Raw genomic sequence first — 24318 nt, 5'->3', positions numbered from 1 at the left:
AGGGAGGCGATAGTCAATGGCAAATCTTCGTGAACTGAGGACACGCATCAAGTCCGTGAACTCAACCAAGAAGATCACCAAGGCTCAGGAGCTCATCGCCACCTCGAGGATTACCAAGGCACAGGCTCGTGTGGAGGCTGCTCAGCCCTACGCGGATGAGATCACCGCTGTGATCCAGCGCTTGGCGTCCGCAAGCTCCCTGGAGAACAAGATTCTTCAGGAGCCAGCGAACGCGAAGCGCGCGGCCATCCTGGTGGTCTCGAGTGACCGTGGCATGTGCGGCGGCTACAACAACAACGTCTTCAAGAAGACTGCAGAGCTTCGCAAGAAGCTGCAGGAGGAAGGCAAGGAAGTTGTCCTGTACATCGCAGGCAACAAGGGCGTGACCTACTACAACTTCCGCGCCGAGAACTTCGCGGGCGCATGGACCGGATTCTCCCAGGACCCCGAGTACCAGCTCACCCACGATCTTCGTCACCACCTGATTGAAGGCTTCGTCGCCGGTTCCGAAGGAACCACTCAGTGGCGCGAGGGCCTGCGCAGCGAGGAAGGCCAGGGCGTACAGGGCTTCGACGAGGTGCACATCGTGTATACCAAGTTCGAGTCCATGCTGACCCAGACCGCTCGCGCGCAGCGCCTGCTGCCCATTGAGACTGTTGTTGAAACCGAAAAGCTCAACCTGGGTGACGACATGGTCAGCGACAAGGTTGACCACGTGTCCGCCGAAGTTGAGTTTGAGCCAGACCCAGACACGTTGCTGGATGCGTTGCTTCCGCAGTACGTATCCCGCGGCATCTTTGCTTCGATGCTGGAGGCCGCAGCGTCTGAATCTGCTGCCCGCCGTACCGCTATGAGCGCGGCTACGGACAACGCGACCGACCTGGTCAAGCAGCTCTCTCGTGTTGCTAACCAGGCACGTCAGGCACAGATTACTCAAGAAATCACAGAGATCGTCGGTGGCGCATCCGCGCTCGCCGATAGCGGAGAAAGCGATTAATTATGACTACAGCAATTCAGGAGCAGGGCACTTCTGCACCGACTGCTGCGGGCCGCGTCGTGCGAGTCATCGGCCCTGTGGTCGATGTGGAGTTTCCACGCGGCGAGCAGCCGGCTCTGTTTAACGCTCTGACCGTCGAGGTTTCCCTCGAGGCAGTAGCAAAGACCATCACCCTGGAGGTCGCACAGCACCTGGGCGACAACCTGGTGCGCGCCGTGTCCATGGCACCTACCGACGGCCTGGTCCGCGGTGCCGAGGTGAAGGACACCGGCAAGCCTATTTCCGTTCCCGTTGGTGACGTCGTGAAGGGCCACGTGTTCAACGCACTGGGCGACTGCATCGACGAGCCAGGCCTCGGCCGCGACGGCGAGCAGTGGGGAATCCACCGCGAGCCACCAGCCTTCGACCAGCTCGAGGGTAAGACCGAGATCCTGGAAACCGGCATTAAGGTCATCGACCTGCTGACCCCATACGTGAAGGGCGGCAAGATCGGCCTGTTCGGTGGTGCAGGTGTGGGTAAGACCGTTCTGATTCAGGAAATGATTACCCGTATCGCACGTGAGTTCTCCGGAACCTCCGTGTTCGCCGGCGTGGGTGAGCGTACCCGTGAGGGCACCGACCTCTTCCTGGAAATGGAAGAGATGGGCGTGCTCCAGGACACCGCCCTGGTGTTCGGCCAGATGGACGAGCCACCAGGAGTGCGTATGCGTGTGGCACTGTCCGGTCTGACCATGGCGGAGTACTTCCGCGATGTTCAGCACCAGGACGTGCTGCTGTTCATCGACAACATCTTCCGTTTCACCCAGGCAGGTTCCGAGGTGTCCACGCTGCTGGGCCGCATGCCTTCCGCAGTGGGTTACCAGCCAACCCTGGCTGACGAGATGGGTGTTCTGCAGGAGCGAATCACCTCCACGAAGGGTAAGTCCATTACCTCCCTTCAGGCCGTGTACGTTCCAGCCGATGACTACACCGACCCGGCACCAGCAACCACCTTCGCCCACTTGGATGCAACCACCGAGCTTGACCGTGGTATCGCCTCCAAGGGTATTTACCCAGCAGTGAACCCACTGACCTCCACCTCTCGTATCCTCGAGCCAGGCATCGTCGGTGAGCGTCACTACGCTGTGGCACAGCGCGTGATCAACATTCTGCAGAAGAACAAGGAACTGCAAGACATCATCGCAATTCTGGGTATGGACGAGCTGTCTGAGGACGACAAGGTGACCGTTCAGCGCGCACGTCGCATTGAGCGCTTCCTTGGCCAGAACTTCTTCGTTGCAGAGAAGTTCACCGGCATCCCAGGCTCCTACGTTCCGCTGGAAGACACCATCGATGCTTTCGAGCGCATCTGCAACGGTGAATTCGATGCTTACCCAGAACAGGCCTTCAACGGCCTGGGTGGTCTGGACGACGTCGAGCGCGAATACAAGAAGCTGACCGGAAAGTAAGGGGAATCGCACATGGCTGAGATTGCCGCACAACTGGTCTCCGTGGAGCGTGCGCTGTGGGTTGGTACCGCAACGTCCGTTATCGCACAGACCACTGAGGGTGAGATCGGCGTGCTCCCTGGTCACGAACCAATGCTCGGCCAGCTGGTCGACAACGGCGTTGTGATCATCCGGACCGGCGAGGGTGACAAGCTTGTCGCTGCGGTACAGGGAGGTTTCCTCTCCGTGTCCAGCGAGAAGATCACCATCTTGGCGGATTCTGCGTCGTGGGCCTCTGAGGTCAACGAGGCGGATGCTCAGCGCCGCGCCACGGAATCCTCCGATGAGCGTGAAAAGGCGATCGCTGAGTCCGAGTTGCGCGCTGTGAAGCGACTCCAGGAGAAGTAGCCTTTGTGATAACAAGGCTGGTCCCAGGACCTTAAGTGAAAAACACCCCCGAGTAATCGGGGGTGTTTTTTCGTGCGTCACGAAGTTGTTTCCACACCTACTGGGGAGTAATTTATTGGCAAAAGAGAGAGCAGGAAACGGGGACTGATGACGTTCGTAGTGTCCTTCTTGGTGGTCGTTGGCATCTGTGCCATGGCCTCCGCGGCGTGGCGATTTTTGACCTTGCGTACCAAGGGATTCCCCGTGGTCGTCCGCAGCCTTCCCGGTGAGGAAGGCCGGCATTGGCGACACGGGGTTGTAGTGTATTCACCCAACGCACTGCGCGTCTATAAATTGCGATCGCTGCTCCCGCGAGCAGATTTTCACCTGAAGCGGCTGAGCACGGAGATTGCTGGGCGTCGGCAGGTGAAGGACGTAGAGCGGCACATTCTGGAATCCTCGCTGCACATCGTGGAATTGCAATGCAATAAAAAATCTCTGGAGCTCGCCCTGGATTCCCAAGCCGATACGGCGCTGGTGGCGTGGCTGGAGTCCCGCCCCTCGGAGCGGCGCGTGCGCTAACCCGGCGCGTGCGCTGATTCGGCACGGCAGCGTGCATGGGCCACGCTGACGAAGGACCATACGCTACGCTAGGGGATTATGCGTCTTGTCATTGCTGACTGCCAAGTTGATTACGTGGGCCGGTTATCTGCTCATCTGCCGAAGGCCATGCGTTTGATTATGTTAAAGGCCGACGGCTCCGTGTCCGTCCACGCGGATGATCGCGCGTATAAACCGCTCAATTGGATGACCCCGCCGTGTTTTCTCACCGAAAGCCCGCTGCCGGAAAGCGACGAGGGGCAGTTGTGGATCGTCGAGAATAAAAAGGGCGAGCAATTACGCATCCAAATATTTGAGGTGCATTCCGACTCGGAGTTTGAGCTCGGCGAGGACCCCGGCCTGGAAAAGGACGGTGTGGAGACGCATCTGCAGGAATTGCTCGCGGAGCAGATCGAGGTGTTGGGGGAGGGGTATCGCCTCATTCGCCGTGAATATGCCACCCCCATCGGGCCCGTGGATCTGTTGTCCCGCGACGCCGACGGCGCCACCGTTGCAGTCGAGGTGAAGCGCCGCGGGGGTATCGATGGCGTGGAACAGCTCACGCGCTATGTGGAACTGTTGAACCGGGATGAGCTGCTGGCTCCGGTGTCCGGAATCTTCGCCGCGCAGGAAATTAAGCCGCAAGCGCGTACTCTGGCGGAGGATCGAGGTTTTCGGTGTGTGATTTTGGATTACGACGCCATGCGCGGTACCGAATCCGATGAGTTGCGATTGTTTTAGAGCTTAATTTTTCTCGCGTGTAAGGAGCTTTGTTCATGACTACCCCTCGCCGTTTTGCTGCTGGTGCGGTGGATCTTGGCCAATTCGGCCAGGCCGCACAGAAGTCACCACACTCGTCCCCGCAGCCATCACAGTCCGATGCGGGGCAGGTGTCCCTGTGCGCTGCTGTTACCCCGGAGACGTTTGAGTCTGACCTGGTGATGCCCTCCACGAAGGTGGTTGTGGTGACACAGGTGGGATCGGCCCGCTCCACGGAGAGCGACCAGATGCGGGGCTATTTTCAGCAGATGGTCAACCAGCAGGATGCGGAGAACCTGTCCGAGGTGACGTGGCTGTTCCGTTACGTGGATGTGGACCAGCACCCAGAGATCGCCCAGGCGTTTAAGGTGCAGGCCGTGCCGACGGTGATCGCCTTGGCTGCGGGGCGTCCGCTCACGCAGTTTGAGGGGGCGCAGTCACCCGATCAGCTCCAGCAGTGGGTGAGCGCTCTGCTTCAGGCCACGCAGGGTAAGCTGCCGGGCCTTGCTGAGGAACAGCAGGATCCTCGTATGGCGCAGGCTGCGGACTACCTGGAAGCCGGGGAGGTAGACGCAGCGCTGGCTGTCTATGACTCGATCCTGGCTGAGGAGCCGAAGAACCAAGAGGCCGTCGCAGCCCGAGCGCAGGCACTGCTGCTCGCGCGGATGAGCAGTGAGGAGTTTTCGGAGGCGTCCGCCGAAGAGGCGACCGATCCGTTCGTGAAGGCCGACCGGCTGCTGGTGAGCAACGACAAGGCCGGGGCCTTCTCCGTGCTGGTGGATCACATCGTGGCCACGTCGGGCGACGAGCGCGAAGAGGCGAAGAAGCGCCTGTTCGAGCTGTTCGCAATGTATGAACCGGGGGATCCGGACGTGATCGCCGCGCGCACGGCCATGGCCAGCGCCCTGTTCTGATTCCAGCGGGGCCCGCCACCGTGGGGTCTTCCACATGGAGATCTCACTTTGTGGCACGATGGAACCCGTGACTGATTACACCAACCTGATCTCTGCCCCGTCCACTGCAGCCGCTGCAGAGGAGGACGTGGTGATTGACATGAAGGGCGTGTCCGTTGTGCGCGACGGCCGTACCATCTTGCACCCCATGGACTGGCAGGTTGAGGTGGATGAACGGTGGGTCATCATTGGCCCGAACGGGGCGGGCAAGACCACGCTCATGAAGCTGGCTGCCGCCCAGATGTTTCCCACGACCGGCACCGTGAAGCTTGTGGGAGCACAGATGGGCCGGGTGGATCTGCGCGAGATTCGCACGTCGATTGGTATGTCCTCCTCCGCCATGGCGCACCGCATCCCAGGGGATGAACTGGTGGAGGACATCGTGATCTCCGCCGGCTACGACGTCCTGGGACGGTGGCGGGAAGAATACGATGACACGGACCGCGAGCAGGCCTACGAGATCATGGAGAAGGTCAGCGCCATTCACCTGGTGGGGCACAAGTGGATGACCCTGTCCGAGGGAGAGCGCAAGCGCACCTTGATCGCCCGCGCGTTGATGACGGACCCCGAGCTGCTGCTGCTCGACGAGCCGGGCGCCGGCTTGGACCTGGGAGGCCGCGAGGACCTGGTCGCGCTGTTCACCGACCTGGCCCAGGACCCGTACTCCCCGGCGATTGCGCTGATCACGCACCATGTGGAGGAGATCCCACCGGGATTCACTCACGCGATGTTGCTGGATGAAGGACAGGTTGTGGCTCAGGGAATTATCGACGACGTCCTGACGTCCGAGCACCTGACGCGCGCCTTCCACCAACCGATTGAGATTCGCAACGACGACGGCCGCTGGTTTGCCCGGCGTGTGCGCACGGGAGGGAGCCACCGTGAACGATAGTCTTCTCGGTCCCGTGGAGCCGCGGCATGCGTCGACGGTGATTCTGCTGAGGGACACCCTGTCCGGGCCTGAAGTGTATGTGCAGGAACGCGCCTCCACCATGGCGTTTTGCGCAGAGATGACCGTGTTTCCCGGCGGTGGTGTGGATGCCCGGGACAAGAACTCCGAGCCGGAGATCCGCTGGCAGGGCCCACCCGTGGAGTGGTGGGGTTCTCGCCTGCAAAAGGACGAGGCCATGGCCAGGGCGCTGGTGTGCGCTGCGGTGCGGGAGACCTTCGAAGAATCGGGAACGCTGTTGGCCAGCCACGAGGACGGCACCATCGTGGCAGATACCGCACCGTTTCAGGCGGAGCGGAAGGACCTGGAGGCTCACCGCTTGAGCTTCTCGGATTTTATGCACCAGAACAACCTGGTGCTGCGTTCGGATCTCATGCGTCCGTGGGCCAACTGGGTCACGCCGAAGGAGCAACCGATCCGCTATGACACGGCTTTCTTCGTGGCCGCGATGCCGGAAGGCCAGAGCACGTGTGCCGATACTCAGGAGGCGACCTCGACGGGCTGGTTCCGCCCGTCCACGCTGCTGGATGGGTGGCGTTCCCGGAAGATCAGTCTGATGCCTCCCACCTGGGCGCAGCTGAAGCTGTTGGATACGTTCCGCACGGTGGATGAGGTCCTGGAGTTTTCGGCGAATCTCTCGGTGGACCCGGTGCTGGAAGAGCCGATCGATCTTCCGTACATGGCGGAGTATTACCTGATGGAAGCGCAGATGTATGGCCGCCCGAAGCGCCAGTTTGCTCCGGGTATGAAGTTCGCCATTGATCCCGAAGAGTTGCCGGCGCATCCTTTCGAGGATCGCCCTGGGTTCTTTTTCGAGTAGAGAGCCATGGCTTTTGACCGCGACGAACTGAACTTTCTGTGTGCTCACCCGGAGGCTATCGCCGAGGCATCCCAGCACGAGCTGACACGAACCTCCATGATGAAGGACATGGGGGTGCTGAAGAAGACCTACGGGGACTACGCCCGGGCGGTGGTGGAGGCCACGCTTGCCCGGCGCAGCCTGGAGGCTAAGATCGGCCCGGGCGAGTGGCTGGCCGATAGTGATTCCGCCCAGCAGGCCACGCCCGGTGCCGTCGCGCGTTTCCGCGCCGAGTACCTCCGCAGCCTGGGTGCTGCCCGCGTGACCGACGTGACGTGTTCCATCGGCACGGAGTTGCTGTTCTCGCAGGTCCCCGCGGCGGGCTCGGATCTGGATGCGTCTCGGGTACGCATGGCCGTGCATAACACACGCGGGTGCTCCCAGGTTCTGGGCGTGGCGCAGGCCGATGCGCTGCAGCCTGTGTGGACCGGAACCGCTTTGCCGAACGGGCCTGCCGGGGCGGGGGAGAGCCCCTCGGACATCGTGATCGCCGATCCCGCGCGCCGCAACTCCTCGGGCCGCATCGCGCGCCTCGACGAGGTGCGCCCCACCCTGCCGGAGCTGGTCGAACGCTACCCGCGCCTGGTCGTGAAGTGCGCTCCGGGCATCGACGTGAAGGATGTCTCCGACTGGGCGGGACAAGTTGATTTCATCTCCGTCGGGGGCGACATGAAGGAGGCCAGTGTGTATTCGGCGCCGGTGGTGGGCAGGCCGGCGTCGGATATTATTCGGCGAGCGGTAGTCATCGGTGATAATTCGGGCACCACGTCGAGGGACATATGGACGTCCGACATGCCCGACGAGGGTTGTGATGTGCGGCCGGTCGGGAGATTCATCGTGGAACCCGACGCCGCCCTCATCCGCGCAGGCCTCGTGAGACATTACGGGCACGCCCACGGCCTGTGGCAACTGGATTCCCATATTGCATTTCTGTCCGGCGATACGGTGCCGCCAGGGGTGCGCGGGTTCGAGGTGCTGGAGCAGGTGCCGCTGCGCCAGGTCAAGGCGGCGTTGGCGGCGCGCGGGGTGGGCAGCGCCGAGATTCTGATCCGCGGGGTGGACCTCGATCCGGACGTGCTGCGCAAGAAGTGGAAGCTGAAGGGAAAGGCCGCGGTGAGCGTGATTATCGCCCGGATTGATTCCGAAGACCAGAGGATGGCCTTCATCTGCCGTCCTGTGCGGGGGTAGTAATAAATAAATAGTTGCTTGCTTGTGGCAGAGGTCACCGAAGCATGGGTAGGATGGCCTACGACAAATACACCCGAGCAGGAAGGCCAACGAATGTCGAACATCGTTGTTCTGGTCAAGCAGGTGCCGGACACCTACTCCGAGCGCAAGCTCACCGAAGATGACTTCACCCTGGACCGTGACAGCGCAGATGCTGTCCTGGATGAAATCAACGAAAACGCTGTGGAAGCAGCTCTTCAGCTCAAGGAAGCTGATGACTCCCGCAACGTGATCGTGCTGTCCGTGGGACCATCCCGCGCCACCGAGGCTCTGCGTAAGGCTCTGTCCCTCGGCTGCGACGAGGCGATCCTGGTGACCGACGAGTCCCTGGCTGGCTCCGATGCACTGGGAACCGCATGGACCATCTCCAACGCGCTGAACCAGATCGAGGACATCGAACTGATCATCGCTGGTAACGCTTCCACCGATGGTGGAGCTGGCTCCATCCCAGGTCTGCTGGCTGAGTACCGTCAGATCCCAGCCCTGACCCACATGGAAACCCTGACCGTTGAAGGCGGCAAGGTGACCGGTAACCGCGTGACCGAAGAGGGCGTTTTCGGCCTCGAGGCACCAACCCCAGCCATCGTCTCCGTGACCGAGAAGGCAAACACCCCACGCTTCGCTGCTTTCAAGGGCATCATGGCTGCAAAGAAGAAGACCATCAAGGAACTGTCCATCGAGGAAATCGGCGTAGACGCTGCCAACGTTGGTCTGGCAAACGCCACCACCTCCGTGTCCGCTTCTACCCCGAAGCCACCAAAGTCTGCTGGTGAGATCATCACCGACGAGGGCGAGGGCGGCAAGAAGCTGGTTGAGTTCCTGGTCAAGGAAAAGCTGGTTTAAGGACAAGAGGGAGATAACAACTATGACTAACGTATTGGTACTGGTTGAGCATGGTGAAGGTGAACTGAAGAACACCACCCTCGAGCTCATCACCGCAGGTCGAGCATTCGGAACCGTGGGAGCTGTCGTTGTGGGCGCTCCAGGCTCCGCTGAGAAGCTTCAGGGCGCACTGGCAGAGGCCGGCGCAGAGAACATCTACGCTGCTGAGTCCGACGAGGCTGAGAAGCTGCTCGTTACCCCGGCCGTAGACGCTCTGTCCGGACTGGCTGCCAACCTGCAGGTTCCTGTTCTGGTTGCTGCCACCGCAACCGGCAACGAGATCGCTGGCCGTGTGGGTGCCCGCGTGGCCTCCGGCGTGATCTACAACGCCTCCAACGTCACCGCTGAGAAGACCGCCGAGATCTCCATCTTCGGTGGTGAGTACACCGTGACCGCATCCGCAGCTGGTGCGTCCCCAGTGTTCTCCGTGCGCCCAGGCTCCGTGGACCCAGAGCCACAGGGTGCCGCAGGTAACGTTCAGGCAGTGGAGCTGCCAGGTGCAGGCCCAACCGCCGTGACCATCACCTCCTTCTCCCCAGCGGAGCAGGGCGACCGCCCAGAGCTGACCGAGGCAAACATCGTTGTCTCCGGTGGCCGTGGTGTTGCAGGTGCCGAGGGCTTCGAGACCACCGTCGAGCCACTGGCAGACGTGCTGGGTGCTGCCGTGGGTGCTTCCCGTGCCGCCGTGGACGCGGACTTCTACCCAGGCAAGTTCCAGGTCGGCCAGACCGGTGTGACCGTGTCTCCAAACCTGTACGTGGCACTGGGTATCTCCGGTGCTATTCAGCACAAGGCAGGTATGCAGACCTCCAAGACCATCGTTGCAGTGAACAAGGACCCAGAGGCTTCGATCTTCGAGATCGCAGACTTCGGTGTTGTGGGTGACCTCTTCGATGTTGCACCTCAGGCTACCGAGGAGCTGAAGGGCCGTAAGTAAGCCCGTCGCGCTCATCGCGTAACCGAGCCGCCGGCGTACTCCCGTCACACGGGAGGTACGCTGGCGGTTTTTCTTATGCATTCTCGATCGTGCTATAAATATAGCCACGCCTAAAATAGGGCAACCTAACTTTTTGGAGAATGACATGAACGCACCTCGTTTCGTCGCCGCCGCAGCCGCAGCGCTACTCGCGCTGTCCGTTGCAGCGTGTTCCGACAACCAGCAGAACACCACGGCATCGAACTCCTCCGATTCCACCTCCGGAGAATCCGTCACCATCACCCACGCCTTCGGCGAGACCACGATCAACGGCACGCCACAGCGCGTTGCCACAGTGGGCTGGGGTAATCACGAAATCCCCCTCGCGCTCGGCGTTGTTCCCGTCGGCATGTCCAAGGCCACCTGGGGCGATGACGACGGCAACGGCATCCTCCCCTGGGTGGAGGACAAGCTCAAGGAACTCGGCGGGGAACAGCCCGCGCTCTTCGACGAAACGGATGGCATCCCCTTCGAACAGGTTGCAGACACCAAGCCCGACGTAATCCTGGCTGCATATTCCGGCCTGACCCAGGAGGACTACGACAAGCTCTCCAAGATTGCCCCAGTGGTGGCGCAGCCGGGTGAGGCCTGGGCGACCACCTTGGAGCAGATGAACCTCATGGACTCCCAGGGCATCAACAAGGCAGAAGAAGGCAAGAAGCTGGACGAGCAGCTGAAGGCCCGCGTGGCAGACGCGATGAAGAAGCACCCAGAGTTGGAGGGGAAGAAGGTTCTGTTCACCTCCTTCGGCACCGCTACTGACGGATCTAAGATCGGTTTCTACACCACCGATGATCCACGCATGGGCTTCCTGGCCGATGCCGGCCTGGGAGTGCCCGAGGTGGTGAAGAAGGCCGCTGAGGAGTCCAACCAGTTCTATGTGGAGCGCTCCCTGGAAAAGCCGGAGCAGTTCGAGGATGTGGATCTGATGGTCGCCTATGGTGAGGATGATCCGAAGGCCAACGAGAAGGCCTTGAAGAAGATGCAGAAGGATCCGCTGTTCAGCCGCATCCCAGCCATCAAGGAAGGCCGTGTGCTCTTCCTGGGTAATGGTCCGCAGGCGGCAGCGACGAACCCGTCGCCGCTGGCGCTGGAGTGGGGCATTGATGAGTACTTCACGAAACTCAGCGACGTTCTCTAGGGCATCCACGCATCCACGTTCATGAAACATATTCTGCTGAGCATTGTCCTGGTGGGGCTCGCGATCATCGCCAGCATCACCCTGGGCGTGCGAGACATCTCCCTGCAGGACGTGATGGCCGCCGCGCAGGGCCACACGGAGACTGCCGGCCAGGCTGTGGCTGCGGCACGCCTTCCGCGCACGGTGCTGGGCATCGTCGCTGGTGCGGCGCTGGCCACCGCGGGCGTGGCGTTCCAATCCATCACCAGAAACCCCCTGGCTGATCCCGGCATCTTTGGCGTGTTGCACGGCGCCGCTCTCGCGGTGGTGCTGGGCATCACCTTTGGTCTTCACGCGCCGTTCCTCCTGGCCGTGCTGGGCGCTGGCCTGGCGGGCGTGTTCGTGTTCGTCATCGGCTCCATGGGGCCCGGTGGCGCCACGCCGCTGAAGCTGGCTCTGTCCGGCGCCGCCACCGCCGCCGTCTTGGTGAGCCTGATCCGTGCGGTATTGCTTCCGCAGTCCCAGGTGATGGATCAATTCCGTCACTGGCAGGTGGGTGACATCGCGGGCGCGCAGTGGGACACCCTGGCCGTGGCCGCGCCGGTGATGGCACTGGCTCTCATTCTGCTGTGGAGCCAGGCGGGCGGCATGAACGCCCTGGCCCTGGGCGATGAGGCGGCCACGTCCTTAGGCCTGTCCGTGCCGCGCGTGCGCGTCCTGGCGGGCGCCGCGGGCATCGTCCTGTGTGGCATGGCCACGGCCCTGTGTGGCCCGATTACCTTCCTGGGGCTGATCGTGCCTCACGTGTGCCGCATGCTGGCCGGCACGAACCACCACGTCCTGGTGCCGTTCGCCGCCCTGATGGGCGCGTTCGTGGTGCTGCTCTCGGACACGGTCGGCCGCATGATCATCCCGAACACCGAGATCGCCGTGGGTATCCTGATGCCGCTGCTCGGTGCGCCCGTGTTTGTGTGGATCGTCCGGACGTTTAAGGTGCGTGAGCTGGCATGACGAATCCTGTGCTCACCGCCCACGATATCCGACGCCACCAGCGCCGCGCCCGCATCCGGTCCTGGTGTGTGACGGTGGCTTTACTCGCCGTGATGATGGCCTTTGTGTGTTGCCTGCTGATGATGGGGGAGACCTTCTATCCGATGAGCCAGGTACTCCAGGTGATCCAGGGCAAGACCGTGCCGGGAGCGTCCTACACGGTCGGTGAGCTCCGCCTACCTCGAACCATCCTGGCGGTGTTGGTGGGGCTGGCACTGGGAAGCGCTGGTGTGAGTTTCCAGACGATGCTGCGCAACCAGCTGGCGAGTCCCGACATCATCGGGATCTCCGCTGCGGCCAGTGCTGTGGGAGTCATCGGTATCACCATGTTCCACCTGGACCAGTGGACCGTGTCCGTGCTGTCGCTGGCGGGAACGCTGGCGCTGGCCGCCGCGATGTACGCCTTCGCGCGCGGTGGCACTCGGCTGATCCTGACCGGCATCGGTGTGGGCGCGTTCATGAACTCCATCGTGGTATTTGTGCTCTCCCGGGCCAATGCGCCGGACCTACAGGCGGCCTCCCGCTGGATGGCCGGTTCTTTGAACGTGGCCTCGTGGGACATCATCGTGCCCGTGGCGGTGCTCGTGGCCGTGCTCCTACCCGCATTGATTGTCCTGACCCATCACCTGTCCGTGCTGCGCCTGGGCGATGAGCTGGCCACCGGACTGGGGCTGAACGCCGGACGGACTCGGCTGGTGATCATGAGTATCGCGGTGTTCCTCATCGCCGTGGTGACGGCCGCGGTGGGGCCGATCGCGTTCGTGGCGTTTATGGCCGGGCCGATCGCAGCCCGCCTGCCACACACCAACAGCGTGCTGACCTCCGCGCTGGTGGGGGCGATCCTCGTGCTGGGTGCCGATGCGCTCGCACAACTGGTGTTGCCGTATCGCTACCCCGTGGGCGTGGTGACCGGCGCCTTGGGCGCCCCCTTCTTGATCTACCTGTTGATCCGCACCACGAAGAAAGGAGCAGGTCTATGACCACGTCTCACAGTCTGCAGGCTCAGGATGTGACCCTGCACTATGGCGATCGGGTGATTGCCCGAGACTTGTCCCTATCCATCGCGCCGGGAAAGATCACCTCGATCATCGGTCCCAACGGGTGCGGGAAGTCCACCCTGCTGAAGTCCTTGGCCCGGCTTCTTCACCCCTCCGCCGGCCGGGTGGAACTGGACGGGAAGAAGCTTCAGGAGTGGGGATCGAAGGAGCTGGCCCGAACACTGGGCCTGCTGCCGCAGACCCCGCTGGCGCCTGAGGGCATCACGGTGGTGGACCTGGTGGGCCGTGGCCGCACGCCGTACCAGGGGATGCTGGGCCGGTGGAGCAGCGATGACTACGACGCCGTGGCGCAGGCCATGACCATGACCGGGGTGGCGGAACTCGCCGAACGCAGCATCGAGGAGCTATCCGGCGGGCAGCGCCAGCGGGTGTGGATTGCCATGGCCTTGGCTCAGCGCACGGATGTGCTCCTGCTGGATGAGCCCACCACGTATCTGGACGTGGCTCATCAGCTGGACGTGCTGGATCTGCTGAAGGAGTTAAACCTCACCCATCAGACCACCATCGTCATGGTTCTGCACGACCTCAACCTGGCCGCCCGCTACTCGGACGAGTTGGTGGCGATGCGCGACGGCGCGATCGTCACCTCGGGCACGCCCGAGCACGTGGTCACACAGGACAATGTGCAACGCATCTTTAACGTGAAATCTCAGGTGATCACAGATCCTGTCTCTGGATCTCCCTTGGTCACCCCGATCGGAAGGTATTAATACAATGGCTTTTTCACCCATCCCGTGCACCGTGGTGCGCAACACCAAGCTGTCGCCGAGCTTTCGCCGGATCACGCTGGACGCCCCAGGTTTCGGGCCAGCAGGCCCCATCTACGACCTGCGCGTCAAGCTCTTGATTAGCGACGAGCCCCTGCCGAACGTGCCCGACTGGCACTCCCACCTGTCGGTGGCGCAGCGCGAGGCTCTGCGCACCTACTCAATCCGAGACCGCCGTGTGAAGGATAACGGCGATGTAGAGATCGACATCGACTTTGTGGATCACCCGGGTGGCCTGGCCAGCGAGTGGGCCGCGGCCTGTGAGCCCGGCGACACCGTGGTGGTGATCGGCCCGCCGCTGGATGACGCCTCCGGCATGGGCATCGAATTCAACCCCGGCGATGCCACCACCGCCTACCTCCTGGGCGACGAAACCGCAGCCCCCGCCATCGCCCGGACGGTGGAGGAGTGGCCCGATGGCGTGACTGGTCACGCCTTCATCGAGGTGCCGAGCGCCGAGGACATCCTGGATATCGAGACTCCCGACGCCTGCGAGGTGACCTGGCTGCCGCGCGAGGACCGTGCTCGAGGTGCGGCGATGCAGGACAAGCTCTCCGAGCTTCTCGGGTTCACGGTTGCTGAGACGGAGGCAGCCTCCCGCGAGGACGCGTCCGGCGACGATCAGGAGATGCTGGTGTGGGAAACCCCTGCCTACAGCTCCTCCGGTGAGGACCTCCAGGCCCCGCAGGAAAGCCGACCCGACGAGTGCTACTACTGGATCGCCGGAGAATCCTCCGTGGTGAAGGCCATGCGCCGCGACGCCGTCCGCAACGCCGGGGTTCCGCGCTCCATGGTCTCCTTCATGGGCTACTGGAAGGACACGCACTAAAGCGTATACTCGTGTGCCGTGACTACCACCTCCTCCACCAATCGCCCCAGCCAACCACGGCGCATCTTCGCTGATTACGCTGCCACGGCGCCGCTACGTCAGGAGGCGATCGAGGCGATGGAACAGGCCCAGCACCTGCTGAACCCCGCGGGCCACTACGCCTCTGGCCGTGCGGCCCGCGCCGTGCTGGAGGAGGCCCGGGAGCAGGTGGCGGAGCTGCTCGGCTGTGATCCGGTGGAGGTGATCTTCACTGGCTCCGGCACCGAGGCGGACAACATCGCGATTCAAGGGCTCGCCTTCGCCTCACGGCGGTTGCGGGGCGCGACCGCCGTGGTGAGCAGCGGAATCGAGCACCCCGCCGTGCTGGAATCGGTCCAGTGGCTCACACACCTGGGCTTTGAGCACCGCGAATGGGCCGTGGACCAGCACGGCCGCGTGGACACGGACACGGACCTCCTGGACACCGACGACGTGGCCGTCGCCACCTGCATGTGGGCGAACAACGAAACCGGAAACCTCCAGCCCATCGAGGCGATCACCCAGCGACGTGCACAGCACCGCCGCCAGGGCAGTAGCCACGCGGGCACTGTGCCCTTCCATATCGACGCCGTCCAGGCCGTCGGTCACGTCCCCGTGAACTTCCATGCCCTCGGAGTCCAAACTCTGGCCGCCAGCGCGCACAAGTTCGGCGGCCCCAAGTCTGCCGGCATCCTCCTCGCCCGCAGGGACGCCCAGATCGACAGCCCCCTGCGCGGCGGCGGCCAAGAACGAGGCCTCCGCTCAGGAACCGCCAACCCGCAGGCGGCGGCCGGGGTGGCCGCGGCGCTGGCGGCGTCGTATAAAACAATGGAACAGGACCACGCCCGCGTTACCCGCCTCCGGGATCACGTGGCCCAGGCCGCGCGGGGAATCGACGACGTGCGCGTGTGGACGCAGGAACCCGCCCTGCCCGGCCACCTGCACGTGAGTTTCCCCGGCGCGGAGGGAGATTCGCTGATCATGCTGCTGGACGTGGCGGGAGTGGATGCCTCCACGGGGTCGGCGTGCAGCTCCGGTGTGAACCGGGCCAGCCACGTGCTCACCGCGATGGGCGTGCCGGTGGACGTGGCACGTGGGGCGCTGCGCATCACCTTAGGCCCAGGCACCACCGACGAGGACGCGCGACGGATCGCCGGCCTGTTGCCCGAGGTCGTGGCGCAGGCTCGAGCCGCCGGAATGGCATTTGGTGATAAATCAACTAGATAGGTAGGGTGCAAGGCATGCGAGTAGTAGCAGCAATGAGTGGCGGGGTGGACTCCGCCGTCGCAGCAGCCCGTGCCCTGGAGGAAGGACACGAGGTCATCGGTGTGCACCTGGCCCTGTCTCAATCCCCTGAGGCCGTGCGCGCCGGGTCGCGTGGATGCTGCTCCCTGGAGGACTCGGCGGACGCGCGCCGGGTGGCCGATAAGCTGGGGATCCCTTTTTATGTGTGGGACTTTTCCGATCGCTTCAAGGCAGACGTGATCGACGACTTCGTGGACTCCTACGCGATCGGAGAGACCCCGAATCCGTGCCTGCGCTGCAACGAGAAGATCAAGTTTGAGGCCTTGCTGGATCGCTCTATCGCCTTGGGATTCGACGCCGTCGTGACCGGTCACTACGCCCGGTTGAAGGACGGGGTGATGCGCCGCGGGATCGACGAGAACAAGGACCAGTCCTACGTGCTGGGCGTGCTGACCGACGAGCAGCTGGCGCACTGCATGTTCCCGGTGGGGGACACGGTGAAGCCGGAGATCCGTCAAGAGGCAGCCGAGAATGGCTTCGGCGTGGCCTCCAAGCCGGATTCTCACGACATCTGCTTCATCCCCGATGGGAAGACCCAGGCTTTTCTGGGATCCCGGATCGGGCTGCGCCCCGGCCTGGTGAAGGACCAAGACGGGGAGACCCTGGCCAGCCACGACGGCGTGTACGGCTTCACGATTGGTCAGCGCAAGGGGCTCGGCCTTCCCCGCGAAGGGCTGGACGGCACCCCACGCTATGTGACCGACATCGACGCGGCGACCGGTACCGTGACCATTGGCCGCAGGGAAGATCTGAAAACCAGGTCTATCGTGGCCGATCGCCTGAAGCGCTTGAACCCCGACGTCCACGGGCGCGAGTTCCGCTGCGAGGTCCAGGTCCGTGCGCACGGCGGGGTGGTTCCGGCCATCGCGCGCCTGGTGGACGACCCCGACCCCGTGACCCCGGCCGGCCGGGAAAAGAAGGCGGACGAGGCACCGTGGCGCCTGGAGCTGGACCTGCTGGAGCCGTTGGATGGCGTGGCCCGCGGGCAATCCGCCGTGGTCTATCAACCCGACGCCGACGGCGACATCCTCCTCGGCTCCGGAACCATTCGAGCCACGCATGCCTGATGCAGTGTCCCCGAGCCAGGACGAGGGGCGCGAGCGCTACGGCTGGTGGGAGAACACCATCACCCCGCACACCGACGTGCATGCCGCGTGGACTAGCGCGTTGTCCCGTAGCGTTGACGTGGACGAGGACACCGGCGCGCCTTCTACCCTCGGGTTTATCCGCGTGGACCACCTGGAACGCTCCCTGCTGGCCACTAGCGCGAGCATGGCCCAGCTGCCCCTGCGCACCAACCCGCGAGGCTGGGAGCTCACGGCCCACCCCTCCTTGGAATCCCGCCGTACCGCGGGATTCCTGCGTGAGGCCACGGACGTTGCCGAAGAACTGGTAGCGGGACACGCGCAGCGGATGCTGCTGCACGTGCTGGGGCCGTGGTCCTTCGGAGTAAGCGTGGAATATGCGGGTCACCCGCTGCTGCGCGACAAGCCCGCCTTCCGCGACTGCGCCTTGTCCCTCGGGGACGGGGTGCGCGAGTTCGCCGGCCAGCTGCGAGCTTCCTTAGGCGTGGACGTGAGCATTGTGCTGCACGAACCTCACGTGCACGAGGTCCTAGCCGGGGTGCGCGGAGCCACAGACTTTGAGCACCTCCCGCCGGTGGACCGCGAGCACGTGCGTGGCGTGTGGCAGCGCTTCCTGCGGCAGGTGGACCTGCCGGTCATCCTGGACTGCGAGGGCGAGCTTCCTCAGCAGCTGGGAGAGGGGATCGAGGATTTCGAGCGCGTGGTCATACCCGCCTCGCAGGCACGCACCACCGCGGGTAAGGACTTCGTGGGAGACCTGTTGGCACGCGGAGTGCGGATCGGATGGGTGCCTGGGGGACGTGAGCTGGGCGTCGGGGAAAAATCAGGGGCGAGCGCCGTGGAGCAGCAGGCGGCGGCGATTGCGACGGGCGTTGTGCGTCAGTGGGATCAGTGGACGCTGGAGCCAGCGCTGCTGCCGCATGCGCTGGACCTCGTGCTGCCCGAGGGCGTGCGGAGTGTGGCCGAGGCCAGCACACAGGCGGCGATCATTCGGAGCGCTGCTGCGATGATCTGGCATAACTAGCGGGCTACGGCTGAGGCGCTGTAGTGCGCCATCTGGCTACAGACCCAGGAGCTCCTTGAAGCCCGCCTCGTCCAGAACCGGCACGCCCAACTGCTCCGCCTTCGTGAGCTTGGAGCCCGCCTTCGCGCCGGCGACCAGGTAGTCCGTGTTCTTCGAGACACTTCCGGCGGCCTTCCCACCACGGGACTCGATGGCCTCCTTGGCCTGGGTACGGTCGAACTCCTCCAAGGTGCCGGTCACCACAATCGTGAGGCCCTCCAGCGTGGCCTCGGGAAGGTCGTCCGGCTCAGGCAGATCCTCCTCCATCCGGACCCCGGCCGCAGCCCAGGCCTCCACGATGTCCACGTGCCAGTCCACCGTGAACCAGTCGGCGATGGAGTGGGCGATGGTGGCGCCCACGCCGTCGATCTCGGCCATGCTCTCCGGGCTGGCCTGGCGGATCTTCTCCAGGGAGCCGTAGTGCTTCGCCAAGGCCTTCGCGGCCGTGGGACCCACGTGCCGAATGGACAGCGCCACGATCACGCGCCACAGGTCCACGTCCTTGGCAGCCTGCAGCTTCTCCAGCAGGGTTGTTCCTTGCTTATTCAGAGCGCCGGAACGGGTGGTGTAGGCACTCGTTCGTTCCAGGTCCTCGGCCGTCAGGGAAAAGAGGGTGGACTCGTCGGTCAGCACGCCGGAGTGGATCAGGTCGTAGGCGGCTTTTTCCCCCAGGGCGTCAATGTCGAAGGCGCCGCGCCCGGCGAGGTAGGTCAAGCGCGTGTGCAGCTGGCCGGGGCAGCGGCGGGTGTTGGGGCAGCGCCAGTCGGCGTCGCCCTCCTTCGACGGAGCCAGGGGCGTGCCACATTCCGGGCACAGGGAGGAGAAGATGAAGGGGCGTTCGCGCCCCGTGCGGGCATCCTCCACGGGCCCTAGCACCTCGGGGATGACTTCGCCGGCTTTGCGGATCATGATGGAATCGCCCAGCTGGATGCCCTTGCGATGCGCCTCCGAAGGGTTGTGCAGCGTCGCCATGCTGATGGTGGAACCGGCAACATACTTCGGCTCCATCACGGCATACGGGGTAGCCCGGCCGGTGCGCCCGATGCCTACGCGGATGTTCTTCAGCACGGTCATCGCCTCTTCGGGCGGGTACTTGTAGGCGATCGCCCATCGGGGAGCGCGGCTGGTGGTGCCCAAGGAAAGCTGGTCGGCGAGGTCGTTGACCTTAATGACCAGGCCATCCATCTCGTGGGTGGCGCTGTGGCGATGCTCGCCCCAATACGTGACCTCGCGCAGCACATCCTTCGTGCTGTGCAGGCGCTTGGTGTAGGGGCTGACGGGCAGCCCCCAGGATTCGATGGCTTGGTAGGCGTCCCACTGGCTGTCCACGTCGAACCCCTCGCGGGCGCCGATGCCGTGGCAGATGAGTTTCAGCGGACGCTTGGCAGTATCTTCTGCGTTCTTTTGGCGCATCGCACCGGCGGCAGCATTGCGGGGGTTCGCGAACATTTTGAGCCCCTCGGCCTGGCGCTGGGCGTTCATCGCGGCAAAGTCGTCCACGTCGATGAACACCTCTCCGCGGATCTCCACGAGCTCGGGGATGTTGTCACCCTGAAGGGTGTCCGGGATGTCGGACAGTGTGCGGGCGTTGTGGGTAATGTCCTCGCCGGTGGTTCCGTCACCGCGGGTGAGGGCTAGCTCTAGCTTGCCTTGGATGTAGAGCAGGTTGATGCTGGCGCCGTCGATCTTGAGTTCAGTGAGGTATTCGCTGGCCGGGGTGCGGTCGAGCCACTGCTGGAGCTGCTCGGTATCGAAGACGTTGTCCAGGGAGAGCATGCGCTCGCGGTGGTTCACATTGCGAAAAGCTGTGCTGGTAGGGGGAGCGGGAGCCACTTCCTGTGTGGGGCTGGGACCCGTGACGGCCTCGGGGTGCTCCTCCTCGAAGTTCTTCAAGTCGGTGAAGAGCTGGTCGAAGTCCGCGTCCGAGATCTCCGGCGTGGCGTAGTAATACTGGTGCCGGTGGTGGCGCACCTGCTCGGCGAGGCGTTGCCAGTGTTGGGTGAGTTCGGTCAGCGAAGGGTCAGTCACGATAAGCCATTCTACGGTGTGAGCGGGTGCGGTCGCGGGAGTTAGTTGTGAAAACATTATGTGATCACCGGGTGTGTGAGTGAGCTGGATCACGTGTTGGGTCGGTCTAGGTAACACAAGGGGGTGGGTAAAACAATGGGAAATATAGATATATCGCGTGTGAGTGCCCCTCTAGCGCTGGGTGTTCGTTCTTTCGATTATTGAATTATCAGGTGCGACGGCGCCGCGAAGGGTGTTCAGGTGGGGCGGGGTCGAGCGTTAGCGTAAAGGAACCTCAAGGCAAACACCCAAGAAAATGTGAAAGGAATAACCTTATGTTGTTCGACGCTCTGACTCTCCAGGCAAACGGCTACCTCTTCGGCGATGACCAAGAACTCTTCGTCCCCGCCGACAACACCAACCGCATCGCCGAGGATATGCTGATCTAAAGCACATCCTTACAGATGCTTAAGCCAGGACCTGTGCGGGTCCTGGCTTTTCTTAGTGAAGTGCACGGCTATATGCAACCTGGGTGGGGAGGGGGAAGGGAAACGCCCTGGTCAGCTCAATAGTGGTCTTTTGAGGTCTACTCTGAGATACTACACATGTGAAAAGTAGGAGTATAAGGAAAGGCTTAGCAGCGCCTGTGGCACTCGCTGCACTTTTCTCATACCCTGCACTCGCCGCCGTGGCTGATGCACAGCCGACTGGCACCGACCAGCCAACTGCGGAGACGTTCATCGTCGACGACATTGATGAGTCCGGAATAGTGTTGCGCGACCCCTGCGCAGAAGATCTGGAATGCGATAGCCAGTGGGGCCCCTCCGAATCAGATGAGCCGGACACTACCAACGAGGTCGATCCTGGCCTTGAGATTCCTCTCAGTGATACCTCCGTTATTGATGCCTCTGATTTTGATTTTGAACCGTTGGCGGATCTAGATGAAGAGACGCCAGCATCACAGCCGGCACCTGCCCCTCATCAACCGGATGACTCATATGTCATTCCGATCACCGGGGGTCCGTCTCATAACCATGGACATGATCATGGAAACGTTCATGGCAGTAGTGCAAGGCCGAGCGGCAAAAAGCCCGGTGCTTCAGACAAAATCGGGAAGCCTACGAAGCCTTCCAAGCCGTCTAACCCGGACAAGCCTGCGAAGCCGGACAAGCCTTCTGACAAGCCTGCGAAGCCATCCACGCCGGGCAAGCCTGCGAAACCCGTGAAGCCGTCCAAGCCATCCACAAAGCCACGTCCACACAAGGATGCCCCTCACAGAGGAACGGGCGGATATACTGTGGATTCTCTCCTGGCTGCCCTTGCAGAATCCCCACGCGGTCACGAGCGGGTGAATACCAAGAAGTTTTTGCGCCCAGCGACGACCAACGAGGCGCGGCGCCGGGAATTGGAAGATCTCATCGAACAAGCATCCACGAACCCACGGGCAGCCCGGCAACTGCAGAGGGCGCGCGCTCGGGGCGAGGTCGTTCCCAAGGTGTACACAGGCCATCGTGACGATGAGCTGCGTCCGCGAGGTGAATCGTGGTTACGGCCTGCCGAAGGCACTTCGAAGAAGCACGTGCCAGGTGAGCTAGATGCGGCTGAGTCAGAATCGACTCCGGGTGGTTTCGCAGTGCTGTCCCACAGCGACATCTCGCCCTTACCACGTACACCAGTGGGATTCCTGAGCCTGATCGCCTTTTTGGGGGCCATTGGGTTGGGCGTGGCCATTGGGCCTGCGTTGTGGGGCCACTTCACCCGCAAGCCATGATGCTTGCGCATCGGGGTGCGTGACCCCTAGCCACTAGAGTGGTGAGCATGAACGGATTCGACCCCTCACACATGCTCAGCTTCGACTTGGAAACCACCGGAGTGGACCCCACAACTGCACGCATTGTCACCAGTGCGCTGGTCACCATCCGCGGGCGTGAGCGCCAGGACCTCGAGATGCTGGCCGACCCCGGCATCGAGATCCCCAAGGCCGCCAGCGACGTGCACGGAATCACCACGGATTATGCCCGCGAGCATGGTCGCGACCACGAAGAAGTTCTAAAAGAAACAATAAATCGCATTCGTGAGGGGTGGTCTCAGGGGGCAACGCTCATTGTCTACAACGCCCCCTATGACCTCTCCGTGCTGAAATCCCTGGACCCCTCATTCACGATCGACGGCCTGGTTGTGGATCCGCTGGTGATCGACAAGAAGATGGACCAATACCGCAAGGGGAAAAAGACCTTGGAGAGCGTGAGCGAGCACTACGGAGTGCCTGTCGAGAATGCCCATGAGGCCACGTCAGACGCCATTGCTGCGGCTCGAGTGGCCTGGAAACTCAGCCGCGCCTACCCTGAGATCGTCTCCATGACTGGCGATGAACTCATGCACGCCCAGGCTACGTGGCACTACGAAGCGCAGACCGATCTGCAGGAGTACTTCACACGCATTGGCAAAGAGGCAGACGTGAAAACGTCCTGGCCACTGATTGTGTAGTGGTTGGAGGCCACAGGGGCGTAACATTCTGTCTGACGTTTTCAAGACTTGTGTCCACACAGAAAAGAGAAGACCCATGGCATCCACACACGACCGTGGTCATGGTCCGCAGATCGCGGCATCCTCAAAGCCACGCAAGGACCACACGCACTGGCTATACATCGCAGTGATCATCGCCGTTATTGGCGGTATCGTCTTTGGGCTCGTTGCCCCCAGCATTGCGATCAACTTCAAGGTTCTCGGAACGATGTTCGTGAGCCTGATCAAGATGATCATCGCTCCTGTGATTTTCTGCACTATCGTGCTGGGCATCGGATCAGTCCGTGCGGCAGCCTCCGTGGGTAAAGCCGGCGGAATCGCCCTGGCATACTTCATCACGATGTCCACCTTGGCGCTGGGAGTGGGCCTGATCGTGGGAAACCTGCTTCAGCCCGGAGACGGCCTGAACGTGGGTCACACCGGCGGTGATGCGAGCGCCCTGATCAAGAAAGCAGAAGGCAACCACGAGGGTCTGGTTGGATTCGTCCAATCCATCATCCCCGAGAGCTTCTTCAGCGCCTTCACCTCCGGATCCGTTCTCCAGGTGCTCTTCATCGCCCTGCTGGTGGGCTTCGCCACCCAATCCATGGGGCCGGCAGGGGAGCCGATTCTGAACTTTGTGGCGATGCTCCAGCGCCTCGTTTTCAAGATCCTGTCCTGGATCCTGTGGCTCGCCCCCATCGGCGCCTTCGGTGCGATCGCTGGCGTGGTTGCGGGCACGGGACTGGACGCAGTCATCCAACTGGGTGTGCTGATGCTGGGCTTCTACATCACCTGCGTGGTTTTCGTCTTCGGAATCCTCGGCCTGGTACTCAAGGTGTTCACCGGCTTTAGCATCTTCAAGCTGGCGAAGTACCTGGGCCGCGAGTTCCTGCTGATCTTCGCCACGTCCTCCTCCGAGTCCGCTCTGCCGAACCTCATGCGCAAGATGGAGCACATCGGCGTGGACAAGTCCACCGTCGGCATCGTGGTACCCACCGGCTACTCCTTCAACTTGGATGGTACAGCCATCTACCTGACGATGGCAGCCATCTTCGTCTCGGACGCGATGAACATGCCGATGACCATTGGCGAGCAGATCGGTCTGCTGGTCTTCATGATGATCGCCTCCAAGGGAGCCGCCGGCGTGAGTGGCGCCGGTATCGCCACCCTGGCCGCGGGCCTGCAATCGCACCGCCCAGAGCTGCTGAACGGCGTGGACATCATCGTGGGTATCGACCGCTTCATGTCCGAGGCACGTGCCCTGACCAACTTCGCCGGTAACTCTGTGGCCACCCTCCTGGTGGGCACGTGGACCAAGACCGTCGATAAGGAGCAGGTCCACCGCGTGCTGAACGGGGAGGATCCGTACGTTCCCGGCGAGGATGATGGCCATGACGTGAACCTGGCGTATCCCTCTGTGGAGAACCCAGCAGATGACCTGCAGCCAACCCCGCAGGTGAACCTCAAGGACTACGACAAGTAGCCGTGGAAC

The 24318-nt window shown here is 62.7% G+C and carries 23 protein-coding genes; 22 read left to right on the top strand and 1 reads right to left on the bottom strand.

The window, feature by feature from the left end; genetic code table 11:
- Positions 1 to 16 precede the first annotated feature (16 nt).
- The 19 genes from GC425_RS02145 to GC425_RS02055 all read left to right on the top strand — a co-directional run bounded on the left by GC425_RS02145 (position 17) and on the right by GC425_RS02055 (position 18272).
- Positions 17 to 997 carry a F0F1 ATP synthase subunit gamma gene (locus tag GC425_RS02145; protein ID WP_151841807.1) on the top strand — a complete coding sequence of 327 codons (981 nt, stop codon included), beginning with the start codon at positions 17 to 19 and terminating at the stop codon, positions 995 to 997.
- Positions 998 to 999: 2 nt separating this feature from the next.
- Positions 1000 to 2445 (top strand): F0F1 ATP synthase subunit beta, encoded by a 1446-nt coding sequence (gene atpD, locus GC425_RS02140; protein ID WP_151841806.1) that lies wholly within the window; start codon positions 1000 to 1002, stop codon positions 2443 to 2445.
- 12 nt (positions 2446 to 2457) lie between these two features.
- Complete coding sequence (locus GC425_RS02135) at positions 2458 to 2832, top strand: F0F1 ATP synthase subunit epsilon (protein WP_151843980.1); 375 nt, start codon at positions 2458 to 2460, stop codon at positions 2830 to 2832.
- Between the two features lie 147 nt (positions 2833 to 2979).
- The gene (locus GC425_RS02130) at positions 2980 to 3393 is read left to right on the top strand and encodes a DUF2550 domain-containing protein (protein WP_151843981.1); all 414 of its coding nucleotides are present in this window, start codon (positions 2980 to 2982) and stop codon (positions 3391 to 3393) included.
- 78 nt (positions 3394 to 3471) lie between these two features.
- A complete protein-coding gene (nucS, locus tag GC425_RS02125) occupies positions 3472 to 4152 on the top strand; it encodes an endonuclease NucS (protein ID WP_151843982.1) in 681 nt (226 codons plus the stop codon).
- Positions 4153 to 4187: 35 nt separating this feature from the next.
- Complete coding sequence (locus GC425_RS02120; RefSeq protein WP_151843983.1) at positions 4188 to 5084, top strand: tetratricopeptide repeat protein; 897 nt, start codon at positions 4188 to 4190, stop codon at positions 5082 to 5084.
- A 58-nt stretch (positions 5085 to 5142) separates the two neighbouring features.
- Entirely contained in the window at positions 5143 to 6015 is an 873-nt protein-coding gene (locus GC425_RS02115; protein WP_151844279.1) for an ABC transporter ATP-binding protein, read from the top strand.
- Positions 6005 to 6892 carry an NUDIX hydrolase gene (locus GC425_RS02110; protein ID WP_151843984.1) on the top strand — a complete coding sequence of 296 codons (888 nt, stop codon included), beginning with the start codon at positions 6005 to 6007 and terminating at the stop codon, positions 6890 to 6892. The genes GC425_RS02115 and GC425_RS02110 overlap by 11 nt, the downstream gene beginning before the upstream one ends.
- Positions 6893 to 6898: 6 nt before the next feature.
- Positions 6899 to 8119 (top strand): SAM-dependent methyltransferase, encoded by a 1221-nt coding sequence (locus GC425_RS02105; RefSeq protein WP_151843985.1) that lies wholly within the window; start codon positions 6899 to 6901, stop codon positions 8117 to 8119.
- A 93-nt stretch (positions 8120 to 8212) separates the two neighbouring features.
- Entirely contained in the window at positions 8213 to 9001 is a 789-nt protein-coding gene (locus GC425_RS02100) for an electron transfer flavoprotein subunit beta/FixA family protein (protein ID WP_151841799.1), read from the top strand.
- Between the two features lie 22 nt (positions 9002 to 9023).
- On the top strand, positions 9024 to 9977 hold the full coding sequence (locus GC425_RS02095) for an electron transfer flavoprotein subunit alpha/FixB family protein (RefSeq protein ID WP_151841798.1): 954 nt from the start codon (positions 9024 to 9026) through the stop codon (positions 9975 to 9977).
- 145 nt (positions 9978 to 10122) lie between these two features.
- Complete coding sequence (locus GC425_RS02090) at positions 10123 to 11157, top strand: iron-siderophore ABC transporter substrate-binding protein (protein WP_151843986.1); 1035 nt, start codon at positions 10123 to 10125, stop codon at positions 11155 to 11157.
- 21 nt (positions 11158 to 11178) lie between these two features.
- Entirely contained in the window at positions 11179 to 12147 is a 969-nt protein-coding gene (locus GC425_RS02085; RefSeq protein WP_151843987.1) for an iron ABC transporter permease, read from the top strand.
- Positions 12144 to 13166: an iron chelate uptake ABC transporter family permease subunit gene (locus tag GC425_RS02080; protein ID WP_151843988.1), complete on the top strand. Its 1023-nt coding sequence runs from the start codon at positions 12144 to 12146 to the stop codon at positions 13164 to 13166. The genes GC425_RS02085 and GC425_RS02080 overlap by 4 nt, the downstream gene beginning before the upstream one ends.
- The gene (locus tag GC425_RS02075) at positions 13163 to 13954 is read left to right on the top strand and encodes an ABC transporter ATP-binding protein (protein ID WP_151843989.1); all 792 of its coding nucleotides are present in this window, start codon (positions 13163 to 13165) and stop codon (positions 13952 to 13954) included. Before GC425_RS02080 ends, GC425_RS02075 begins: the two co-directional genes overlap by 4 nt.
- 4 nt (positions 13955 to 13958) lie before the next feature.
- On the top strand, positions 13959 to 14840 hold the full coding sequence (locus GC425_RS02070; protein WP_151843990.1) for a siderophore-interacting protein: 882 nt from the start codon (positions 13959 to 13961) through the stop codon (positions 14838 to 14840).
- 18 nt (positions 14841 to 14858) lie between these two features.
- Positions 14859 to 16085, top strand: coding sequence for a cysteine desulfurase family protein (locus GC425_RS02065; RefSeq protein WP_151843991.1), 1227 nt, complete (start codon positions 14859 to 14861; stop codon positions 16083 to 16085).
- 14 nt (positions 16086 to 16099) lie between these two features.
- Complete coding sequence (gene mnmA / locus GC425_RS02060; protein ID WP_151843992.1) at positions 16100 to 17230, top strand: tRNA 2-thiouridine(34) synthase MnmA; 1131 nt, start codon at positions 16100 to 16102, stop codon at positions 17228 to 17230.
- The gene (locus GC425_RS02055; protein ID WP_151843993.1) at positions 17223 to 18272 is read left to right on the top strand and encodes a hypothetical protein; all 1050 of its coding nucleotides are present in this window, start codon (positions 17223 to 17225) and stop codon (positions 18270 to 18272) included. Before mnmA ends, GC425_RS02055 begins: the two co-directional genes overlap by 8 nt.
- Positions 18273 to 18308: 36 nt before the next feature.
- On the opposite strand, the gene ligA is transcribed toward GC425_RS02055, so the two are convergent.
- Positions 18309 to 20339, bottom strand: coding sequence for an NAD-dependent DNA ligase LigA (ligA, locus tag GC425_RS02050; protein WP_151843994.1), 2031 nt, complete (start codon positions 20337 to 20339; stop codon positions 18309 to 18311).
- A 667-nt stretch (positions 20340 to 21006) separates the two neighbouring features.
- Between ligA and GC425_RS02045 the strand changes: the two genes are divergently transcribed.
- The 3 genes from GC425_RS02045 (at position 21007) to GC425_RS02035 (ending at position 24309) form a co-directional block, all read left to right on the top strand.
- Entirely contained in the window at positions 21007 to 22089 is a 1083-nt protein-coding gene (locus GC425_RS02045; RefSeq protein ID WP_202879016.1) for a hypothetical protein, read from the top strand.
- A 47-nt stretch (positions 22090 to 22136) separates the two neighbouring features.
- A complete protein-coding gene (locus GC425_RS02040; RefSeq protein ID WP_151841788.1) occupies positions 22137 to 22805 on the top strand; it encodes a 3'-5' exonuclease in 669 nt (222 codons plus the stop codon).
- 76 nt (positions 22806 to 22881) lie between these two features.
- Positions 22882 to 24309, top strand: a complete 1428-nt coding sequence (locus GC425_RS02035; protein ID WP_151843995.1) for a cation:dicarboxylate symporter family transporter — start codon at positions 22882 to 22884, stop codon at positions 24307 to 24309.
- Positions 24310 to 24318 lie beyond the last annotated feature (9 nt).

Origin of the sequence: Corynebacterium sp. zg254 (assembly GCF_024701495.1) — a bacterium.
Lineage (GTDB): Bacteria > Actinomycetota > Actinomycetes > Mycobacteriales > Mycobacteriaceae > Corynebacterium > Corynebacterium zhongnanshanii.
Note: the sequence above shows the minus strand (reverse complement) of the source record. Positions and strands in the feature narration are given on the sequence as shown.